The organism is Neomesorhizobium albiziae (assembly GCF_900114255.1).
Taxonomy (GTDB): Bacteria; Pseudomonadota; Alphaproteobacteria; order Rhizobiales; family Rhizobiaceae; genus Neomesorhizobium; species Neomesorhizobium albiziae.
The window spans coordinates 40,304-58,048 of the sequence record NZ_FOSL01000009.1; the positions used below are offsets into that span (position 1 = coordinate 40,304).

The window sequence follows — 17,745 nt, forward strand, 5'->3', positions numbered from 1 at the left end:
TTGGTTCGAATTGCGGTTGCGTGTCATTCGTCCCAGATCACGATCGGCCGCACCTCGACGGTGCCGAGACGCGCCAGCGGGATCTTCGATGCGACGCCGATCGCGTCGTCCTTGTCCCTGGCTTCGATCATGATGAAGCCCAGCAGCTGTTCCTTGGTCTCGGCGAAAGGCCCGTCCAGGATGTCGACCTGCTCGTCCCGCACCCGGACGGTCGTGGCGTTCCGAACCGATTGCAGCGCTTCGGCGACGATGAGATGGCCGCTCTTTTCGAGCTCCTTGTCATAGCCCATCGAATCCGCGTCGAGACGCTTCATCTCGGCTTTGGACATGGCTTCGAGCTTCTGCTCTTCCCCGTAGACAAGGCACAAATATTTCATCGTTTTCTCCAAGGCCGGGTTGCGCACCAGAGCATTTTGCAGCCAAATGGAATCATTTGGCGTCCGCATAAATGCGGCAAAAACAAATAGTTGGAGCGAGTTATCGGTTCTGAGAGAACCGGAACCGCTCCGGGTTCAACCAAGGACGTGCGAGAACCGCCGAATCCGACAGCTTCATCAGATTTTTTTTATTTTTTTCGCGGGCCTGCAGCGCGAGTGCTACATCAAGCGGCCGAGGCCTTGCCCCGCTTCGGCAACTGCTCGATCTGCATCTTGATGTGATCGGCCTCTGCCGCAGTGTTGGCGAGCGCCAGCGCCCTGTCGAAAGCCTCGCGGGCGTCGTCCACCCGGCCAAGCTGCTTCAGCAGCGCACCCTTGACGCCATAAAAATGAAAATAGGTGGTGAGCTGTTCGCCGAGCGGCTCGATCATCGCCAGCGCGGCATCGGGGCCATGGAGCTTCGCCACCGCGACGGCGCGGTTGAGCGAGACCACCGGCGACGGCTGAAGCCCTTGCAGGACGGCGTAGAGCTGGTCGATCTCGGCCCAGTCGGTATCCTCGGCCCGGGCCGCATCGGCATGCACGGCGGCGATCGCCGCCTGCACCTGGTAGGGGCCGGGCTGGCGGGCGGCCAGCGCCTTCTTCACCAGCTCGATCCCCTCGGCGATCATGTCCTTGTTCCAGAGGCTGCGATCCTGGTCCTGAAGCAGCACGATGGCATTGTTGGCGTCGAGCCGCGCCGGCGTCCGCGCATGCTGCAGCAAAACCAGCGCGGTCAATCCCATGATTTCGCGCTCGGCAGGGAAAAGCGCCAGGAGCAGGCGCGCCAGGCGGATCGCTTCCTCGCACAAGGGCACCCGAACGTGCACGGTGCCGCCGCTCGCCGAATAACCTTCGTTGAACAGCAGGTAGATCATGGCGGCAACCGTGGTGAGGCGCTGGGTGCGCTCCCTGGCGTCCGGCGCCTCGTAGGGGACGTTGGCTTCGGCGATGCGCTTCTTGGCCCTGGTGATGCGCTGCTCCATCGCCGTTTCGGTGATAAGGAAGGCGCGGGCGATCTCCTTCACCGAAAGTCCCGAGACGATGCGCAGCGCCAGCGCAATCTGCTGGTTGGCCGGCAGTTCGGGATGGCAGCAGATGAACAGCAGCCGCAGCACGTCGTCGCGGTATTGCCCGCTGTCCATGCCCTCGGCGATCGCCGTCTCGGCATCCTCGAGGTCGGAAATCAGATCGTCGGAGGGCAACGCCTGCTGCTTGCTGCGGCGGCGGGCGTCGTCCAATGCGGCGTTGCGCCCAACAAAAATCAGCCAGGCGGCGGGGTCACGCGGCAGGCCCTTTTCCGGCCAGTTCTTCAAGGCGCGCAGGCAGGCTTCCTGGAAAGCCTCTTCAGCGGTGTCGAGATTGCGGAAATAGCGCAGCAGCGCGCCCACAGCCTGCGGACGCGCGGCAGTCAGCGCGGCGTCGATCCACGCCGCATCCTTCATGTCAGCGCGGCGTTCGGCTTGAACATCATCAACGGTCGGATCTCGTAAGTACCCGTACCGTGCGTTCCGGCCTTGGCGAGTTCGCTCGCCACGCCAACCGCCTCCTCCTGCGTCTCGCAGTCGACGACATAAAAGCCGAGAAGCTGTTCCTTGGTTTCGGCGAACGGTCCGTCCAGAACCAGCGTCTGCGGCCCCTTGCGCAATGTGGAGGCGGTGTTGGTTGGCATGAGCCGCGCAACCGGACCCAGCTTGCCGCGCTTGGCGAGCTTTTCCTGAACGGCCAAAAGCCTGTCCATCAACGCGCCATCTTCTTCGGCGCTCATTGCGGTGGTCACCGCCTCGGAATCGTAACAGAGGATCGCGTAGAGCATTGGACTTTCTCTATTCCTTGGAGACCGCTTGAAAATACGTCAGGGCGTGGCGAAAATGATTATTTCGAGAGCCGGAGCGCAGCGTACATTTGGGTACGTGAGCACCGGAAGCGCAGAAATTGCCATTTGCAGCCCGCCATCACGAATTTTCAAACGGTCTCTTACCATCCAGCTTCGAAGCGGCGGGAGTATGCCCACCAGCACGGCCAACCACAAGCTCCCGTCTTGCTGCGTGATTTCACCTGTTTTCGACACTTTAGCGGCCAGAGCTCGTTCCATTCCGATTGAATCGGAATGGGGCTCTATCTCTTTGTTGGAGCATGATCTTTTCCGAAAACCGGCTTCCACTTTTCGGGATCATGCTCTGGATCCGCGCTATGCGAGCGGTGGTTCGGCCTACTCGCCGCCTGCTGCCTGCCTTGCCCCCTGCACCAGCGACGCATGCGGACGGCAGGAACTGCGCACCATGAGGCGTCCCTGCAGCACGAGGCGCCGCGGCCCGCCTTCGCTGCCGCCACCCAGCCGGTCGAGCATCAGTTGGGCTGCCTGCTCGCCGATGGCGCGCACCGGTTGTGCCACCGTAGTCAGTTGCGGCCGAAACACGTCCGCCCATGGAAAATCGTCGAAACAGGCGACCGAAATATCCTCCGGGCAGGAAAGGCCGATGTCGCGGATCGCCTTCATGACACCGATGACCATCAGATTGTTGGCGGAGAAGATCGCCGTCGGCCGTTCCGACAGCGTCAGAAGCTGCATCGCCGCCTTGTATGCTTCGGCTTCGCGGAAATTGCCGAACCTGACCAACTGGTCCTCGAAGGCGATGCCGGCGGCTTCCAGCGCGCCGCGATAGCCGGCCAGCCGGTCGCGGCCGGTCGACGTGTCGAGCGGGCCGGAAATGTAGCCGACGCGCCTATGTCCGAGATGCAGCAGGTAGGTTGCGGCGTCGAACACCGCACGCTGGTTGTCGAGGGTCACGGCATCGGTCTCGACACCGTCGCAGGCGCGGTCGATCAGCACGACCGGAACGTTGGTGCCCTGAAGAATGCGCTCCAGATTGGCGTCGTCGCCGGCGGGCGCGATGATCAGGCCATCCACCATGCGGTCGAGCAGCAACTGGACCTGTTCGTCCTGTGTCTCGATGTTCTCGTCATTGCAGCACAGCATGACCGCATAGCCGGCGCGATGCAGCACTTCCTGGATGACCGCCACGACATCGGTGAAGAATGGATTGGTGATGTCGGCGACCGTCAGCCCGATGGTGCGCGTCTTGCCAAGCTTCAGGCTGCGGGCGATCGCGTTGCGCTTGTAGCCGATCTCCTTGATCGCGGCCTCGATCCTGGCTGTCAGCGCCGGGCTTACAGCCGCGGTGCCATTGACCACCGCCGAAACAGTCGCCACCGACACGCGCGCTGCCGCGGCCACGTGTAGCATCGTCGGGGCCGTCGATCTGCGCGCCCGTTTACGCTGGCTTTTGCTCATCCATCAGACGCCGGTTAGACATGTGGCGACAATCGCGTACTTTTGCGCCTCGCACAACGGCTGCGGGAAATAGCGGTCTATCAGTTCCGGGCCGGCCGGTTTCTGATCTCCACCAGGAAGAGCGATGCGGCCATGTCGGCGCGCAGCCGGATTTCAGCCGGGCCTTTCAGGATGGCTGTATCCAGCGGGCCAAGTTCCTCAGTCAAACCATCGGCCGACAGGCTCGCCGAGTCGCGATGGCAGAACAGGATCACGATATCCGCCCTGGAGGCAATGTCGGTCTGGCCGGCGACTTCCAGCCGCCGCACCGTATGCGCGTGGCTTGTCCGCCGTGTCATGACGTTGAGGTCGGTCACCGCTGCGCCAAGCAGGGTTGAGCCCGTCTTCTCGTCGGCGGGAAAGGCGAAAGGCTGGGCGTCGCGGTCGAGCGTGACCGCCGGACGGCCGGCGATCTCCAGCCGCAACCCCTCGCCTTCCAGAATGCTCAGCGTGCGGTCGACGCCGGAAAAAGTCGAAAACGGCCCGTCGCCTTCCACCCGCGCCATGGAGATGCGCCAGGCGAAATCGTCGAGGCCCGCCCCTTCGGGCGACACCGCGATTTCGGTAGTCTCGCCGCCGCCGTTTTTCCACGGCATGCGGCGGTAGCTGCTGGCGCGCAGGATGCGCATAGTGCTCAGCCCAGGATGCCGGGCAGGTCGAGACCGTGTTTCTTCGCGCAGTCGACGGCGATGTCGTAGCCGGCATCGGCGTGGCGCATGACGCCGGTGGCCGGATCGTTCCACAACACGCGCTCGAGGCGGCGCGCCGCGTCGTCCGTGCCATCGGCGCAGATGACCATGCCGGAATGCTGCGAGAAGCCCATGCCGACGCCGCCGCCATGGTGCAGCGACACCCAGGTGGCGCCCGACGCGGTGTTGAGCAACGCGTTGAGCAGCGGCCAGTCGGACACGGCGTCCGATCCGTCCATCATGGCTTCCGTCTCGCGGTTGGGCGAAGCGACAGAGCCCGAGTCCAGGTGATCGCGGCCGATGACAACAGGCGCCTTGAGTTCGCCCTTGGCGACCATTTCGTTGAAGGCGAGGCCGAGGCGATGGCGATCGCCGAGGCCGACCCAGCAGATGCGCGCCGGCAGCCCCTGGAAGTGGATGCGCTTGGCCGCCATGTCGAGCCAGTTGTGCAGGTGCTTGTTACCGGGCGTCAGCTCCTTCACCTTGGCGTCGGTCTTAAAAATGTCCTCCGGGTCGCCGGAGAGCGCTGCCCAGCGGAACGGGCCGATGCCGCGGCAGAACAGCGGGCGGATATAGGCCGGCACGAAGCCGGGGAAATCGAAGGCGTTCTCGACACCTTCCTCCAGCGCCATCTGGCGGATGTTGTTGCCGTAGTCGACGGTCGGCACGCCCATCTTGTGGAAATCGAGCATGGCGCGCACATGCACTGCCATAGAGGTACGCGCGGCCTTCTCGACAGCCTTGGGATCGCGCTCACGCTTCTCCTCCCACTGGGCGACCGTCCAGCCCTGCGGCAGGTAGCCGTTGACGGGATCGTGCGCCGAGGTCTGGTCGGTGACGGCATCGGGGCGGACGCCGCGTTTCACCAGTTCGGGGAAGATGTCGGCGGCGTTGCCGAGCAGCGCCACCGAAATCGCTTTTTTGTCCTTGCCGGCCTTGGCGATGATGGCCAGCGCGTCGTCCAGATCCTTGGCCTGCACGTCGACATAGCCGGTCTTCAGCCGCATCTCGATGCGGCTTGCCTGGCATTCGACGGCAAGGCAGGAGGCGCCGGCCATGGTTGCGGCGAGCGGCTGCGCGCCACCCATGCCGCCCAGGCCAGCCGTCAGGATCCAGCGGCCGGAAAGGTCGCCGCCGTAATGCTGGCGGCCCATTTCCACGAAGGTCTCGTAGGTGCCCTGAACGATGCCTTGCGAACCGATGTAAATCCAGGAGCCGGCGGTCATCTGGCCGTACATCATCAGGCCCTTCTTATCGAGGGCGTTGAAATGGTCCCAGTTGGCCCAATGCGGCACCAGATTGGAATTGGCGAGCAAAACGCGCGGCGCGTCGGCATGGGTCCTGAAGACGCCGACCGGCTTGCCCGACTGCACCAGCAGCGTCTGGTCGTTCTCCAGCGTCTTCAGCGCGCCGACGATGCGGTCGAAGCTTTCCCAGTCGCGCGCGGCGCGGCCGATGCCGCCGTAGACGACCAGTTCGCCGGGCCTTTCGGCAACCATCGGGTCGAGGTTGTTCATCAGCATGCGCATCGGCGCTTCCGTCAGCCAGCTCTTGGCGGTGAGTTCGGTGCCGGTGGCGGCGCGGATGACGCGGGCATTGTCGATGCGGGTGTGTTGGGTCATGTGGGTGCTCCCTCTGATCTCAGGCGAGGAGCATTACGTCGCCCCCCTCTGTCCTGCCGGACATCTCCCCCACAAGGGGGGAGATTGGCGGCGTTGATGATGATGCTCGTCTTGCGACGGCGACGATTGACTGTACGTAAGATGACGGCCGATCTCCCCCCTTGTGGGGGAGATGTCCGGCAGGACAGAGGGGGGCGCGAAAGAGCGCAGCCTCTCATTGTCCCCTCGCCCAACTCAATGCGGTTCCCAAAATCTTCGTCAGTGTGGCCCGCATCGGCGCGGCAAATTCGGCGTCGTAGGGAACCGGCCAGTTTTCCGGCCCGACAGGGCCGATCGGCTCGCGCATGTAGCCACGATTGGACAGTTCCATCTGCAGCGCATGCACGCCGTTTGCTGGTTCGCCATAGTGGCGGGTGATCCAGCCGCCCTTGAAGCGGCCGTTGACCACTTGCGGCTGGCCGCTCTCGGCCATGATCTGCGCGACCTTTCCTTGCAAAGCCGGATCGGCGCTCCTGCCGTCATTGGTGCCGAGGTTAAACACCGGCAGCGTCCCGTCGAACAACCGCGGGATGACCGACCGGATCGAATGGCAGTCATAGAGCACAACGTTGGGATGCAGCATGCGCAGACGATCGAGCTCGGTCTTCAGTGCTGCGTGGTAGGGCTCGAAATAGGCTTTGCGCCGCCGGTCGATTTCCTCCGGCCCCGGCTCTTCGCCCGCGCGGTAGAGCGGATCGCCGTCGAAAGTTTCGGTCGGGCACAGGCCGGTGGTTGCCTGGCCGGGATAGAGCGACGCACCCGACGGGTCGCGGTTGACGTCGATGACGGTGCGCGAGATCGCCGTGTGCACGACGGTGGCGCCGAGACCGTCGGCGAAATCATAGAGCTTGTCGATCCACCAGTCGCAATCGCGCTGGCCGAGCCAGCGCGACGCCAACCTCGGCTCGAACTCGGCGAGATCGATGCCGGTGTGCGGCAGGCTCACCAGCAACGGCGCATCGCCGCGAGTGACCGTGAGCCAGGAGGGCGTGCTCATGCCGTGTCCCCCGAAATCGCCGGAAGCCCGATGGCGCCTGCCGCAGCAACAATCGCGCCGCTACGCACCAGTGCGATGGCCTTTTCCATGTCGGGATGGAAATGCCGGTCGTTGTCGAGATGCGGCACTTCGGCCCGTATCTTGCCGCGCACCGCTTCCAGCGCCTCGCTGGATTGCAGCGGCTGGTGGAAGTCGCAGCCCTGGGCGGCGGCCAGCAGTTCGATGCCGATGACGGCCGTCGCGTTCTCGACCATGCCGACCAAGCGGCGTGCGCCGTGCGCGGCCATCGACACATGGTCTTCCTGATTGGCCGAGGTCGGGATGGAATCGACGCTCGCCGGGTAGGCCTTCTGCTTGTTTTCTGAAACGAGCGCTGCGGCCGTGACCTGCGGGATCATGAAGCCCGAATTCAGGCCGGGCTTCGGCGTCAGGAAGGCCGGCAGGCCCGACAGGGCCGGATCAACCAGCATGGCGATGCGCCGTTCGGCGATGCTGCCGATCTCGCAAACCGCCAGCGCGATCATGTCGGCGGCGAACGCCACCGGCTCGGCGTGGAAATTGCCGCCCGAAAGCGCGGTGTCATCCTCGGCAAAGATCAGCGGGTTGTCGGAAACGCCGTTGGCTTCCGTTTCGAGCGTAGCGGCCGCCTGGCGCAGCACGTCGAGGGCCGCCCCCATCACCTGCGGCTGGCAGCGCAGGCAGTACGGGTCCTGCACGCGCTCGTCGCCGATGCGGTGCGACTCTCGGATGGCGCTGCCGGCCATCAGGTTGCGCAGCGCGTCGGCCGTCTCGATCTGGCCGCGATGCTTTCTCAGCGCATGGATGCGCGGGTCGAACGGCGCATCGGAGCCCCTGGCGGCGTCGGTCGACAGCGCGCCGACGACCAGCGCCGAGCGATAGAGCACTTCAGCCTCGAACAGGCCGGCCAATGCATAAGCGGTGGAGAACTGGGTGCCGTTGAGCAACGCCAGCCCTTCCTTCGGCCCGAGCGTCACCGGCTCCAGCCCATGCGACACGAACGCGACCTTGGCCGGGAAGATGCCGTGCGGCGTGTAACAATCGCCTACCCCGATCATCGCCGCCGTCATGTGGGAGAGCGGCGCGAGATCGCCGGAAGCACCGACCGAGCCTTGCGCCGGCACCACCGGGATGACCTCGGCGGCGATCATCGCCTCCAGCAATTCCAGCGTCTTCGGCTGCACGCCGGAAGCGCCCTGCGCCAGGCTCGCGAGCTTCAGCGCCATCATCAGGCGCGCCACCTTTTCCGGCATAGGTTCGCCGACGCCGGCGGCGTGCGACAGCACGATGTTCTTCTGCAAGGTGGCAAGGTCGGCCGCATCTATGCGCACGCTGGCCAGTTTGCCGAAGCCGGTGTTGATGCCGTAGACCGGCTCGCCCTTGGCGACGATGCGGGCGACCGCCTCGGCGCTTGCCTTGACGCGCGGCTTGCAGCTCTCGTCGAGTTTCGGCACCGCGCCGCGATAGATGGCGCGCCAGTCGGCCAGCGTCGCGCTGCCGGGTTTCAATGTCAGCTCTGTCATTTTCCTCTCCACACCCGCCGATGCAGCGGATTGTAACCAATGCGATAGACAAGCTCGGCCGGCCGCTCGATGTCCCAGACCGCGAGGTCGGCCCATTTGCCGGCCTCCAGCGTACCGGTTTCGCCAAGCAATCCGAGCGCACGGGCCGCCTCGCGCGTCGTGCCGGCGATGCATTCGTCGACCGTCATGCCGAACAGGGTCGCCGCCATGTTCATGGTGAGCAGCAGCGACGTCAGCGGCGAGGTGCCGGGATTGTTGTCGGTGGCGACCGCCATCTTCACTCCGTGCTGACGAAACAGCGCCACCGGCGGCTTCTTGGTCTCGCGGATGAAATAATAGGCGCCGGGCAGGATCACCGCGACGGTGCCGGCCCCGGCCATCGCCGCGGCACCCTTGTCGTCGGTGTATTCGAGATGATCGGCCGACAGCGCGTCGAAGCCGGCGGCTAGTTCGGCGCCATGCAGGTTGGAAAGCTGGTCGGCATGCAGCTTCACCGGCAGGCCGAGCGCCTTGGCGGCGGCAAAGACGCGGGCAATCTCGTCGGTCGAGAAAGCAATGCCTTCGCAGAACCCGTCGACGGCGTCGGCAAGGCCGGCTGCCGCGATCGCCGGCAGCATCTCACTGATGACCTTCGCGATATAGGCGGCCTTGTCGCCATTGGCTTCGGGCGGAAGCGCATGCGCGCCGAGGAAGGTGGTGCGCACCGTCACTGGGCGCTCTTTCCCGATCCTGCGCGCCGCACGCAGCGACTTGGCTTCGTTTTCGAGATCGAGCCCGTAGCCGGACTTCACCTCGACCGTGGTGACGCCCTCGGCAATCAGCGCATCGAGGCGCGGCAAGGTCTGCCTGACCAGTTCGTCCTCGCTCGCGGCGCGAAGCGCCTTGACCGACGAGACGATGCCGCCGCCGGCCCTTGCCACCTCTTCATAAGTGGCGCCGGCGAGGCGCATCTCGAATTCGTTGGCGCGATTACCCGCATGCACGAGATGGGTGTGGCAATCGATGAGGCCCGGCGTGATCCAGCGGCCTTCGCAATCGATCTGTTCGGCGGAGGATTTCAAGGCGGCCGGAAGTTCGGCCTCCGGACCGGCATAGACGATGCGGTCGTCGCGGACCGCGACCGCGCCCTTTTCGACGATACCCAGACCCGGCGCGCCTTCGGCAAGCGTCGCCAGTCGCGCATTGCGCCAAATCCGGACCGGACCCTGCATGGCTTCTCCCGACGGCATTATCCTCTCCAATTTCTATATGTATATACATATTAGTCGAAGCTGCCAACCCCTGTGCGAGAAAAAATGCAAAACTTGACAACTGACCAAATTTTGTCGGCTATGCATATTTCGATAACACTTATAGTTGAACATGGCCGGACAGGCGTATCAGAGGAGGTGTCCATGGTTTTTGACTATGTGATCGTCGGTGGCGGTTCCGGCGGCGCGACCCTTGCGGCAAGACTGAGCGAAGACCCCACCGTCAGCGTATGCCTTCTGGAAGCGGGCGGGAGCGGCAAAGATCTGTTGATCCGCGTGCCGGCCGCCGTGGTGGCGATGCTTCCCGGCAGACCGAAAATCAACAACTGGGCATTCGAGACGACGCCGCAAGCCGGCCTCAACGGCCGCAAGGGTTTCCAGCCGCGCGGCAAGACGCTGGGTGGATCCAGCGCCATCAACGCTATGCTTTACATTCGCGGTCATCGCAGCGATTACGATCATTGGGCCGAACTCGGCTGCGAAGGCTGGTCCTTCGACGAGGTTCTGCCCTACTTCAAGCGCTCGGAAAGCAATGAGCGCGGCCCCGACGCTCTGCACGGCGGCGACGGGCCGCTGCAGGTTTCAGAGCAGCAAACGCCACGGCCGGTCAGCCATGCCTTCGTCGACGCATGCGCCGAGAGCCAGGTTCGCCGCAACGACGACTTCAACGGCCCCGAACAGGAGGGCGCCGGCCATTTTCAAGTCACCCAGTTCAGGAACAAGGCGCGCAATGGCGAGCGCTGCTCGGCGGTGGCCGCCTATCTGCATCCGGTCATGGACCGCAAGAATCTGACGGTCATTACCGGCGCTCACGCCACCGCGATCAAATTCGCACGCAAGCGCGCCACCGGTGTTTCCTACCGGCGGAAGGGCGCGGACCACACCATAGCGGCAAGGCGCGAGGTGATCCTGTGCGGCGGCGCCTTCAACTCTCCGCAACTGCTGATGCTGTCCGGCGTCGGCCCGGCCGACGAACTGGCTCGGCACAAGATTCCCCTCGTTCACGACCTGCCGGGGGTCGGCCGCAATCTGCAGGACCATCTCGACTTCATCTTGAACTGGAAGTCGAAAGACCCCGACATGTTCGGCTTAGGGGTGCGTGGCGCCATCAATATCGTGAAGGGCATCCTGCAATGGCGCAAGAACGGCACCGGCCTCATCGCCACGCCCTATGCCGAGAGCGGTGCTTTCCTGAAATCCGACCCGTCGCTCGACAGACCGGACCTGCAATTGCACTTCATCATCGCCGTGGTGGACGATCACGGCCGCAAGCTGCATATGGGCTACGGATACTCATGCCATGTCTGCGTGCTGCGTCCATATTCTCGCGGCGAAGTCGGCCTCTACGACGCCAATCCTTTGTCACCGCCGCGCATCGATCCGAACTATCTCGCTGATGAACGCGACGCCGCACTGATGCTCAAGGGCGTGAAGATGGTGCGGCGGATTCTCGAAGCACCGGCATTGGCAAAGTATAGGGACAAGGAATTCTACATGGCAGGCGTTACCAGCGACGCCGATATCATGCAGCATATCCGCAACCGGGCCGACACGATCTATCATCCGGTCGGCACCTGCAAGATGGGCATCGATGACATGGCGGTGGTCGATCCGCAATTGCGCGTGCGCGGCATCAACGGCCTGCGCGTGGTCGACGCCTCGGTGATGCCCACGCTGGTCGGCGGCAACACCAATGCGCCGACAATTATGATCGCGGAGAAAGCGGCGGACATGATCAAAGCTGCCGTCTAAAGTTCATCGCTCTTTCCCTTTCCAAGCGGCGCATATATGTATATACATATAAGCACCGTTTGATTTTGATTGGGATTCTGCAAATGACCGACATCTTTGCTGTAGCCGCACTTTTGCCTGAAGGCTGGCGATCGAATGTCCGCATTTCTGTCCGTAATGGAGCTATTTCAGCCGTCGAGCCGGACCAATCCGCCCAGGCCGACGACGAGCGCCACGCCATCCTGCTGCCCGGCATGCCCAACCTGCACAGTCACGCATTCCAGCGCGGCATGGCGGGGCTGGCCGAACTGCGCGGAGCGTCGGCCGACAGTTTCTGGTCATGGCGCGAGGTAATGTACCGTTTCGCGCTGGCGATGACGCCGGACCAGGTCGAGGCGGTCGCCGCCCAGCTTTATGTCGAGATGCTCGAGGCCGGTTTTTCGCGCGTCGGCGAATTCCACTATTTGCACCACGACCGCGACGGCAAACCCTATGCCGACATCGCCGAGATGGGCCAGCGCATCGCCGCGGCCGCCACCGAAACTGGCATCGGGCTCACGCTGCTGCCAGTGTTTTACGCGCACTCCACTTTCGGCGGCGCCGCGCCCAATGACGGCCAGCGCCGCTTCATCAACGACGTCGATGGTTTTGCCCGCCTTCTCGAAGGCTGCCGCGCGGCCGCATCGCGGGTCGACGGTTCAGTGGTCGGGGTGGCCCCGCACAGCCTGCGCGCGGCAACGCCGCAAGAGCTGGCCGCGGTGGTAAAAATGGCCGGCGATGCGCCGGTCCATATCCACGTCGCCGAACAAACCAAGGAAGTCGACGATTGCGTCGCCTGGTCCGGGCAGCGCCCGGTCGAATGGCTGCTCTCGCATGCCGAGGTGAATAGCCGCTGGTGCCTGATCCATGCCACCCACATGAATGAAGCCGAGACACGAGAGATGGCGAAAAGCAGCGCCATTGCCGGGCTTTGCCCGATCACCGAGGCCAATCTGGGTGACGGCACGTTTCCGGCCCCCGCCTTCGTCGGGCATGGCGGCCGCTTCGGCGTCGGTTCGGATTCCAATGTGCTGATCGGCCTGCCGGACGAACTGCGCCAGCTCGAATATTCGCAGCGCCTCGCCCACCGCGCCCGCAACGTGCTGGCGGTCGCCGGCGGCTCGACCGGCCGGGCGCTATTCGATGCAGCTCTTGCGGGCGGAGTGCAGGCATTGGGTAGCGGCACGTCGCAACTTGAAGCCGGCGCTTCGGCCGATTTCGTTTCGCTCGACGCCACCAGTCCTTCGCTTGCCGGCAAATTCGGCGACGCCATCCTCGACGCATGGATCTTCGCCAACGGCTGCGGCATCGACTGCGCCTGGGTGCGCGGTCAAAAACTGGTGGAAGGCGGGCGCCATCGCAAGCGCGACGCCATCGCCGCGAAATTCCGCAAGACAATGCTGGAACTCGTGGCATAGGCTAAACCCTGCACCGACTCTTTGCCGGGTTTTGGAAGATCGACAATGAGCGACATGGACACGTTTCGGGAGGAAGGAACGGCTAGCGAACCCGTCTCGCTTTACCAGCGCATTCTGGGCGACATCCGCGACCGCATCCTGTCCGGCGAATGGCCGCCAGGATACCGCATCCCTTTCGAGCACGAACTGACCACCCAGTACGGCTGCTCGCGGATGACGGTGAACAAGGCCCTGTCGCAGCTGGCGCGTGCCGGGCTGATCGAGCGGCGGCGGCGCTCCGGCAGCTTTGTGCGCCAACCGCAACTGCAGTCGGCCATTCTCGAGATCCACGATATCAAGGCCGAGGTCGACGCGCTCGGCCTGCCCTACCGCTACGAGCTTGCCTTGCGGAACCGGCGCAAAGCGACGAAAACCGACCTCATCCGCCTGGATGTCCTGCCGGGGAGCCCGGTTCTGGAACTGTCGTGCCGGCATTTTGCCGGCAGACCGGTGTTCTGCATCGAGGACCGGCTGATCAGCCTGGAGGCGGTGCCGGAAGCGGCGGAAGAAAGTTTTGCCGAGACGGCGCCAGGATCGTGGCTGGTGGACCGGGTGCCATGGAGCGCCGCCGAAAACACGATCCGGGCAACCGGGGCGGATGCCGCCACCGCCGGCGCAATGGGCATCGCGCCGGGCACGGCATGCCTGGTGATCGAGCGCAAGACCTGGAGCGCCGACCAGCCGGTCACGCATGTGCGGCTGACCTATGCAGGCGACAGCCATGCGCTGGTGGCGCGCTTTACGCCGCCACAGGGATAGCGCTCTTCTCCCCGTTCCGGCAGGGCTATTACATATATGAGAGGTCGACCCCCACTCCGGTTTGCTTTGCAAACCACCTCTCCCCCGTTCGACGGGGGAGAGGAAGTTGCCGCTATGCCGGGCTCCCTTCCTCTCCCTCCGGAGGGGGGAGAGGTGGCCCGAAGGGCCGGAGTGGGCGAAGACAGAACCTATGTACGATTACCTTGCCCTTGCTGGGTAGGGTCGACCAGTCACATTCGATTCCCGGGAGAAGGGAAAATCAGATCGCCGCGGTGATGATGATCTCGACCTTGTATTCCGGCGTCGCCAGCTTCGCTTCGCCGGTGGCGCGGGCCGGTGCGTTCGGGCCGTCGACCCACTTGTCCCAGACCGAGTTCATCTCGGCGAAATCGGCCATGTCGGCCAGCCAGATGATCGCCTGCAGGATCTTCGACTTGTCGGAGCCAGCTTCCTTCAGCAGGCGGTCGATCGTCGCCAGGATATCGCTGGTCTGCTCGGCGACGCTCTTGCCGGGAGTTCCGACCTGGCCGGCGAGATAGACCGTGTTGCCATGGATGACGGCCTGGCTCATGCGGGGGCCGGCTTCGATGCGACGGATGCTCATGGATATTTCCTTCTGCTTGGGGTTTTCGGGCCGCGCCTGCGTTCAGCTGCGGAAACGGTCCGGCGACAGCGCCGGAACCAGTGCCTCAAGATCGCCGGGCAGGCTCGCGCGCCTTATCAACTGTCCGGCAAGATGTGACAAGGCCGGCGCGGTCTGGATTCCGTAACCGCCCTGCCCGGCCAGCCAGAAAAAGTTCGCCGCGGCGGCATCGAAACCGGCCACCGGCGTGCGGTCGGGCGCGAAGGTGCGCAGGCCCGCCCAACTGCGTTCGACCCGGGTCACCGGCACGTCGACGGCCTGTTCGAACCGGTAGAGCCCTTCGGCCAGCACCATGTCGTCGACATAGGCGTCATGCGGTTCGACCGGAATTTCCTCGGCCGGCGAAACAAAGAGCTTTCCGGCTTCCGGCTTGAAGTACCAGCCTTCTGCGGCGTCCGCGACCAGTGGCCAGCGGCCGATGTCCAGTCCCGCCGGCGCCGCGATAACAGCCATGGAGCGCCGCATCGGCGTCATTCCGAGCGTTGCCACGCCGCACCGCTCCGCCACTTTATCGGCCCAGGCGCCGGCGGCGTTGACCAGGATCTTTGCCGTAATGCGGCCTGCCGGCGTTTCGATCCGCCAGTTGCCGCCCTCATGCGCGGCGCTGAGCAATGGCGCGGCGGTCAGCACTTCGGCGCCGGCTGCCCGCGCCTTGCGCAGCCAGCCTTCGTGAAGTGCCGCCACATCGATGTCTTGCGCATCCTCCTCATAGGCGGCTGCCGCGATCGCCTCCCGACGCAGCACCGGCACTTTCTCAACCGCCTCGCCGGCGTCGATCTCGCGCAGACCGTCTGCCGACGCCATCAATTCCCGGTGTTTGTCCAGGCCATCCGCGCCGGCGACATAAAGCAGGCCGCGCTGGGTAAGCAGCGGCTGCGGGAATAACGTCCTGTCGGCGCCTTCGAACAAGGGCGCGCTGGCGTTGCTCAGCGCGCGGATCGTGGCGTTGCCGTAGTTGCGGATGAAGATCGCGGCCGAGCGGCCGGTCGAATGATACCCCGCGCGGTCCTCCTGCTCGACCAGCACCACCTTGAAGTCGCCGGCAAGCTCTGCGGCGACGCCGGCGCCTGCAATGCCGGCTCCGATGATCGCGATGTCGGCATCGATGGTGCGCATGTCAAAGCCGCTTCCAGGGAATGCTTCCCCCTTAGGGGTGTCGAGATTCAGGTCAGGCCGAGCCGCCATTTGCAGGCCAGGATCACCTGAGTTTCGACACTCCTAGCGGCTCCGTCGCACTTTTCCCATTGGTCCAGAGCGACGGAAGCTTTCAGGCAGAACAGGTAAGTCTTGTTGGCCGCCGTCATCCTGCGGACGCCAGCCTGGCATTGCGCCGCATCACCTGCGGCGGCTGTCCGAAGGCGCGCAGGAACGCCCGCCGCATCCGCTCGCGGTCGGCAAATCCGGTCTCGTTGGCGACGACATCGATCGGGTGCCGCCCTTGTTCCATCATCAGCCGGGCCGCCTCGACACGTAGGTTCTCGACGGCCTTGGCCGGCGACTGGCCGGTCTCGGCGCGAAAGGCGCGGCTGAACTGGCGGGGGCTGAGATGCGCTGCCTCGGCCAACTGCTCGACGGAGAGCGGCGTGCGGAGATTTTGCTTGGCGTAATCGAGGGCGCTCTGGATGCGGTCCGACTTGGGGTCGAGTTCGAGCAAGGCCGAAAACTGCGACTGGCCGCCGGCGCGCCGGTGGTAGACGACCAACTTCTTTGCCACCAGGCGCGCTATGTCCGCGCCCAGATCCTTTTCCACCATGCCCAGCGCCAGATCGATGCCGGCCGTCATGCCGGCCGATGTCCACACCGTTCCGTCGATGATGAAAATGCGATCGTCCTCCACCTTCACCGCCGGAAACCGTTTCTGAAGCTCGCGCGCGTATGCCCAATGGGTCGTTGCCCGGCGGCCGTCGAGAAGACCGGCTTCGGCCAGAGCGAACGCCCCGGTACAGATACCTGCGACTCGCCGCGCCTCCCGGAACTTCTGTCGAAGGAAAGCGGCAAGAGCCGGCGTGGTCGGCATGGGGCCGACGGCGCCGCCAACCAGGATTGTGTCGTAGCGGCCATCGTTGAATGCTTCGGTCTCGACGCTCATTTTCAACGAACTGCTCACCGACCCGCCCGTCTCGGACAGGATGTGGACCTCATAGAATTTCTCGCCGGCGGTCAGGTTGGCGAATTCAAAAGCCGAGATCGCAGCGAAACCCATCACTTGGAAATCGGGAGCGACAAGATAGCCAAGACGATGCATGGTCACCTCCTGTGATGTCCTAAAAGGTGGTATATACGACATTTAAGTCACGCGCCAGTGGTAGTACAACCCTTTTGAAACCGGCGAACGGCCGGCAGGTAAAGGAGATACCCACATGACACTTTCTTCTGGCCGCGGAACTGCCCTGATTACCGGCGCGTCTTCGGGCATCGGCGCGATTTATGCCGACCGGCTCGCCCGGCGCGGCCACGACCTCATCCTCGTCGCCCGCAACGGCGACCGGCTGCGGGCGCTGGCAAAACGCATCACCGACGACACCGGTCGGTCGGTCCAGACGATCATCGCCGACCTGACGAATGCCGCGGATCTCGCCGGCATCGAAAAGGTGCTGCGCACCGACGCTTCCATCGCCATGCTGGTCAACAACGCGGGCGTGGGCGCGGCCGCGCCTCTGCTTCAGTCGGACATCGGCAAGATGGCTGACATGATCACGCTGAATGTCGGCGTCTTGACCCGGCTCACCTACGCAGCCGTGCCGGGTTTCGTCGCACGTGGAACCGGCACGATCGTCAACATCGCCTCGGTCGTCGCCATCGCCCCCGAACGGCTCAACGGCGTCTATGGCGGCAGCAAGGCCTTCGTGCTCGCGTTCAGCCAGTCGCTCCGGCACGAACTTGCCGACAAGGGCATCCGCGTCCAGGCGGTGCTGCCCGGCGCGACAGCGACTGAATTCTGGGAGATCGCCGGGAATCCGGTCGAGAACCTGCCGCAGGCGATCGTGATGTCGGCGGACGACTTGGTCGACGCCGCTTTGGCCGGGCTCGACCAGGGCGAATTCGTCACCATCCCGTCGCTGCCCGACATCGCCGACTGGAACGCCTTCGAGACAGCCCGCCAGAAGCTGATGCCGAACCTGTCGCGCGCCGCGCCGGCAGCCCGATACGGAATCGGCCGCGAAAAGGCCGCCTGAACACCCACACGGCGCTCATGCCGCGCCTTCGACGCAACAACAGAACCCTTGG

Annotated in this window: 16 protein-coding genes; 4 read left to right on the forward strand and 12 right to left on the reverse strand. The window is 64.3% G+C overall.

Annotated elements, in window-relative coordinates:
- Positions 1 to 23: 23 nt before the first annotated feature.
- The 9 genes from F3H98_RS15665 to hutI form a co-directional block, all read right to left on the reverse strand.
- The gene (locus tag F3H98_RS15665) at positions 24 to 377 is read right to left on the reverse strand and encodes a YciI family protein (protein WP_149761084.1); all 354 of its coding nucleotides are present in this window, start codon (positions 375 to 377) and stop codon (positions 24 to 26) included.
- A 224-nt stretch (positions 378 to 601) separates the two neighbouring features.
- Positions 602 to 1,861 carry an RNA polymerase sigma factor gene (locus F3H98_RS15670; protein ID WP_149761085.1) on the reverse strand — a complete coding sequence of 420 codons (1,260 nt, stop codon included), beginning with the start codon at positions 1,859 to 1,861 and terminating at the stop codon, positions 602 to 604.
- Positions 1,858 to 2,232: a YciI family protein gene (locus F3H98_RS15675; protein WP_149761086.1), complete on the reverse strand. Its 375-nt coding sequence runs from the start codon at positions 2,230 to 2,232 to the stop codon at positions 1,858 to 1,860. Before F3H98_RS15675 ends, F3H98_RS15670 begins: the two co-directional genes overlap by 4 nt.
- Positions 2,233 to 2,628: 396 nt before the next feature.
- Positions 2,629 to 3,663 (reverse strand): LacI family DNA-binding transcriptional regulator, encoded by a 1,035-nt coding sequence (locus F3H98_RS15680; protein WP_149761087.1) that lies wholly within the window; start codon positions 3,661 to 3,663, stop codon positions 2,629 to 2,631.
- Positions 3,664 to 3,791: 128 nt separating this feature from the next.
- A complete protein-coding gene (locus tag F3H98_RS15685; protein ID WP_149761088.1) occupies positions 3,792 to 4,379 on the reverse strand; it encodes a HutD/Ves family protein in 588 nt (195 codons plus the stop codon).
- Positions 4,380 to 4,384: 5 nt separating this feature from the next.
- Entirely contained in the window at positions 4,385 to 6,061 is a 1,677-nt protein-coding gene (hutU, locus tag F3H98_RS15690) for a urocanate hydratase (protein WP_149761089.1), read from the reverse strand.
- 214 nt (positions 6,062 to 6,275) lie between these two features.
- A complete protein-coding gene (hutG, locus tag F3H98_RS15695; protein ID WP_149761090.1) occupies positions 6,276 to 7,097 on the reverse strand; it encodes an N-formylglutamate deformylase in 822 nt (273 codons plus the stop codon).
- Positions 7,094 to 8,638: a histidine ammonia-lyase gene (gene hutH, locus F3H98_RS15700; RefSeq protein WP_149761091.1), complete on the reverse strand. Its 1,545-nt coding sequence runs from the start codon at positions 8,636 to 8,638 to the stop codon at positions 7,094 to 7,096. Before hutH ends, hutG begins: the two co-directional genes overlap by 4 nt.
- On the reverse strand, positions 8,635 to 9,867 hold the full coding sequence (gene hutI / locus F3H98_RS15705; RefSeq protein WP_149761092.1) for an imidazolonepropionase: 1,233 nt from the start codon (positions 9,865 to 9,867) through the stop codon (positions 8,635 to 8,637). Before hutI ends, hutH begins: the two co-directional genes overlap by 4 nt.
- Positions 9,868 to 10,032: 165 nt before the next feature.
- Here hutI and F3H98_RS15710 point away from each other — a divergent pair, with 165 nt between their 5' ends.
- The 3 genes from F3H98_RS15710 (at position 10,033) to hutC (ending at position 13,874) form a co-directional block, all read left to right on the forward strand.
- Positions 10,033 to 11,640, forward strand: a complete 1,608-nt coding sequence (locus tag F3H98_RS15710) for a GMC family oxidoreductase (protein WP_149761093.1) — start codon at positions 10,033 to 10,035, stop codon at positions 11,638 to 11,640.
- Between the two features lie 83 nt (positions 11,641 to 11,723).
- A complete protein-coding gene (locus F3H98_RS15715; RefSeq protein ID WP_149761094.1) occupies positions 11,724 to 13,076 on the forward strand; it encodes a formimidoylglutamate deiminase in 1,353 nt (450 codons plus the stop codon).
- A gap of 54 nt (positions 13,077 to 13,130) precedes the next feature.
- Positions 13,131 to 13,874 (forward strand): histidine utilization transcriptional repressor HutC, encoded by a 744-nt coding sequence (gene hutC / locus F3H98_RS15720; protein ID WP_425294852.1) that lies wholly within the window; start codon positions 13,131 to 13,133, stop codon positions 13,872 to 13,874.
- 259 nt (positions 13,875 to 14,133) lie between these two features.
- On the opposite strand, the gene F3H98_RS15725 is transcribed toward hutC, so the two are convergent.
- From F3H98_RS15725 to F3H98_RS15735, 3 genes are all read right to left on the reverse strand, one after another.
- The gene (locus tag F3H98_RS15725; RefSeq protein WP_149761096.1) at positions 14,134 to 14,478 is read right to left on the reverse strand and encodes a RidA family protein; all 345 of its coding nucleotides are present in this window, start codon (positions 14,476 to 14,478) and stop codon (positions 14,134 to 14,136) included.
- Positions 14,479 to 14,520: 42 nt separating this feature from the next.
- Positions 14,521 to 15,633, reverse strand: coding sequence for an NAD(P)/FAD-dependent oxidoreductase (locus F3H98_RS15730; protein WP_149761097.1), 1,113 nt, complete (start codon positions 15,631 to 15,633; stop codon positions 14,521 to 14,523).
- A 184-nt stretch (positions 15,634 to 15,817) separates the two neighbouring features.
- A complete protein-coding gene (locus F3H98_RS15735) occupies positions 15,818 to 16,762 on the reverse strand; it encodes a GlxA family transcriptional regulator (RefSeq protein ID WP_149761098.1) in 945 nt (314 codons plus the stop codon).
- Positions 16,763 to 16,877: 115 nt separating this feature from the next.
- On the opposite strand from F3H98_RS15735, the gene F3H98_RS15740 reads away from it, so the two are divergent.
- Positions 16,878 to 17,693, forward strand: a complete 816-nt coding sequence (locus F3H98_RS15740) for an SDR family NAD(P)-dependent oxidoreductase (RefSeq protein ID WP_149761099.1) — start codon at positions 16,878 to 16,880, stop codon at positions 17,691 to 17,693.
- The last annotated feature ends 52 nt before the right edge of the window (positions 17,694 to 17,745 follow it).

What these genes read in the sequence shown, in the direction of transcription:
- F3H98_RS15665 (WP_149761084.1), bottom strand. Translation starts at nt 377, where the DNA reads ATGAAATATTTGTGCCTTGTCTACGGGGAAGAGCAGAAGCTCGAAGCC.
- F3H98_RS15670 (WP_149761085.1), bottom strand. Translation starts at nt 1,861, where the DNA reads ATGAAGGATGCGGCGTGGATCGACGCCGCGCTGACTGCCGCGCGTCCG.
- F3H98_RS15675 (WP_149761086.1), bottom strand. Translation starts at nt 2,232, where the DNA reads ATGCTCTACGCGATCCTCTGTTACGATTCCGAGGCGGTGACCACCGCA.
- F3H98_RS15680 (WP_149761087.1), bottom strand. Translation starts at nt 3,663, where the DNA reads ATGCTACACGTGGCCGCGGCAGCGCGCGTGTCGGTGGCGACTGTTTCG.
- F3H98_RS15685 (WP_149761088.1), bottom strand. Translation starts at nt 4,379, where the DNA reads ATGCGCATCCTGCGCGCCAGCAGCTACCGCCGCATGCCGTGGAAAAAC.
- hutU (WP_149761089.1), bottom strand. Translation starts at nt 6,061, where the DNA reads ATGACCCAACACACCCGCATCGACAATGCCCGCGTCATCCGCGCCGCC.
- hutG (WP_149761090.1), bottom strand. Translation starts at nt 7,097, where the DNA reads ATGAGCACGCCCTCCTGGCTCACGGTCACTCGCGGCGATGCGCCGTTG.
- hutH (WP_149761091.1), bottom strand. Translation starts at nt 8,638, where the DNA reads ATGACAGAGCTGACATTGAAACCCGGCAGCGCGACGCTGGCCGACTGG.
- hutI (WP_149761092.1), bottom strand. Translation starts at nt 9,867, where the DNA reads ATGCCGTCGGGAGAAGCCATGCAGGGTCCGGTCCGGATTTGGCGCAAT.
- F3H98_RS15710 (WP_149761093.1), top strand. Translation starts at nt 10,033, where the DNA reads ATGGTTTTTGACTATGTGATCGTCGGTGGCGGTTCCGGCGGCGCGACC.
- F3H98_RS15715 (WP_149761094.1), top strand. Translation starts at nt 11,724, where the DNA reads ATGACCGACATCTTTGCTGTAGCCGCACTTTTGCCTGAAGGCTGGCGA.
- hutC (WP_425294852.1), top strand. Translation starts at nt 13,131, where the DNA reads ATGGACACGTTTCGGGAGGAAGGAACGGCTAGCGAACCCGTCTCGCTT.
- F3H98_RS15725 (WP_149761096.1), bottom strand. Translation starts at nt 14,478, where the DNA reads ATGAGCATCCGTCGCATCGAAGCCGGCCCCCGCATGAGCCAGGCCGTC.
- F3H98_RS15730 (WP_149761097.1), bottom strand. Translation starts at nt 15,633, where the DNA reads ATGCGCACCATCGATGCCGACATCGCGATCATCGGAGCCGGCATTGCA.
- F3H98_RS15735 (WP_149761098.1), bottom strand. Translation starts at nt 16,762, where the DNA reads ATGCATCGTCTTGGCTATCTTGTCGCTCCCGATTTCCAAGTGATGGGT.
- F3H98_RS15740 (WP_149761099.1), top strand. Translation starts at nt 16,878, where the DNA reads ATGACACTTTCTTCTGGCCGCGGAACTGCCCTGATTACCGGCGCGTCT.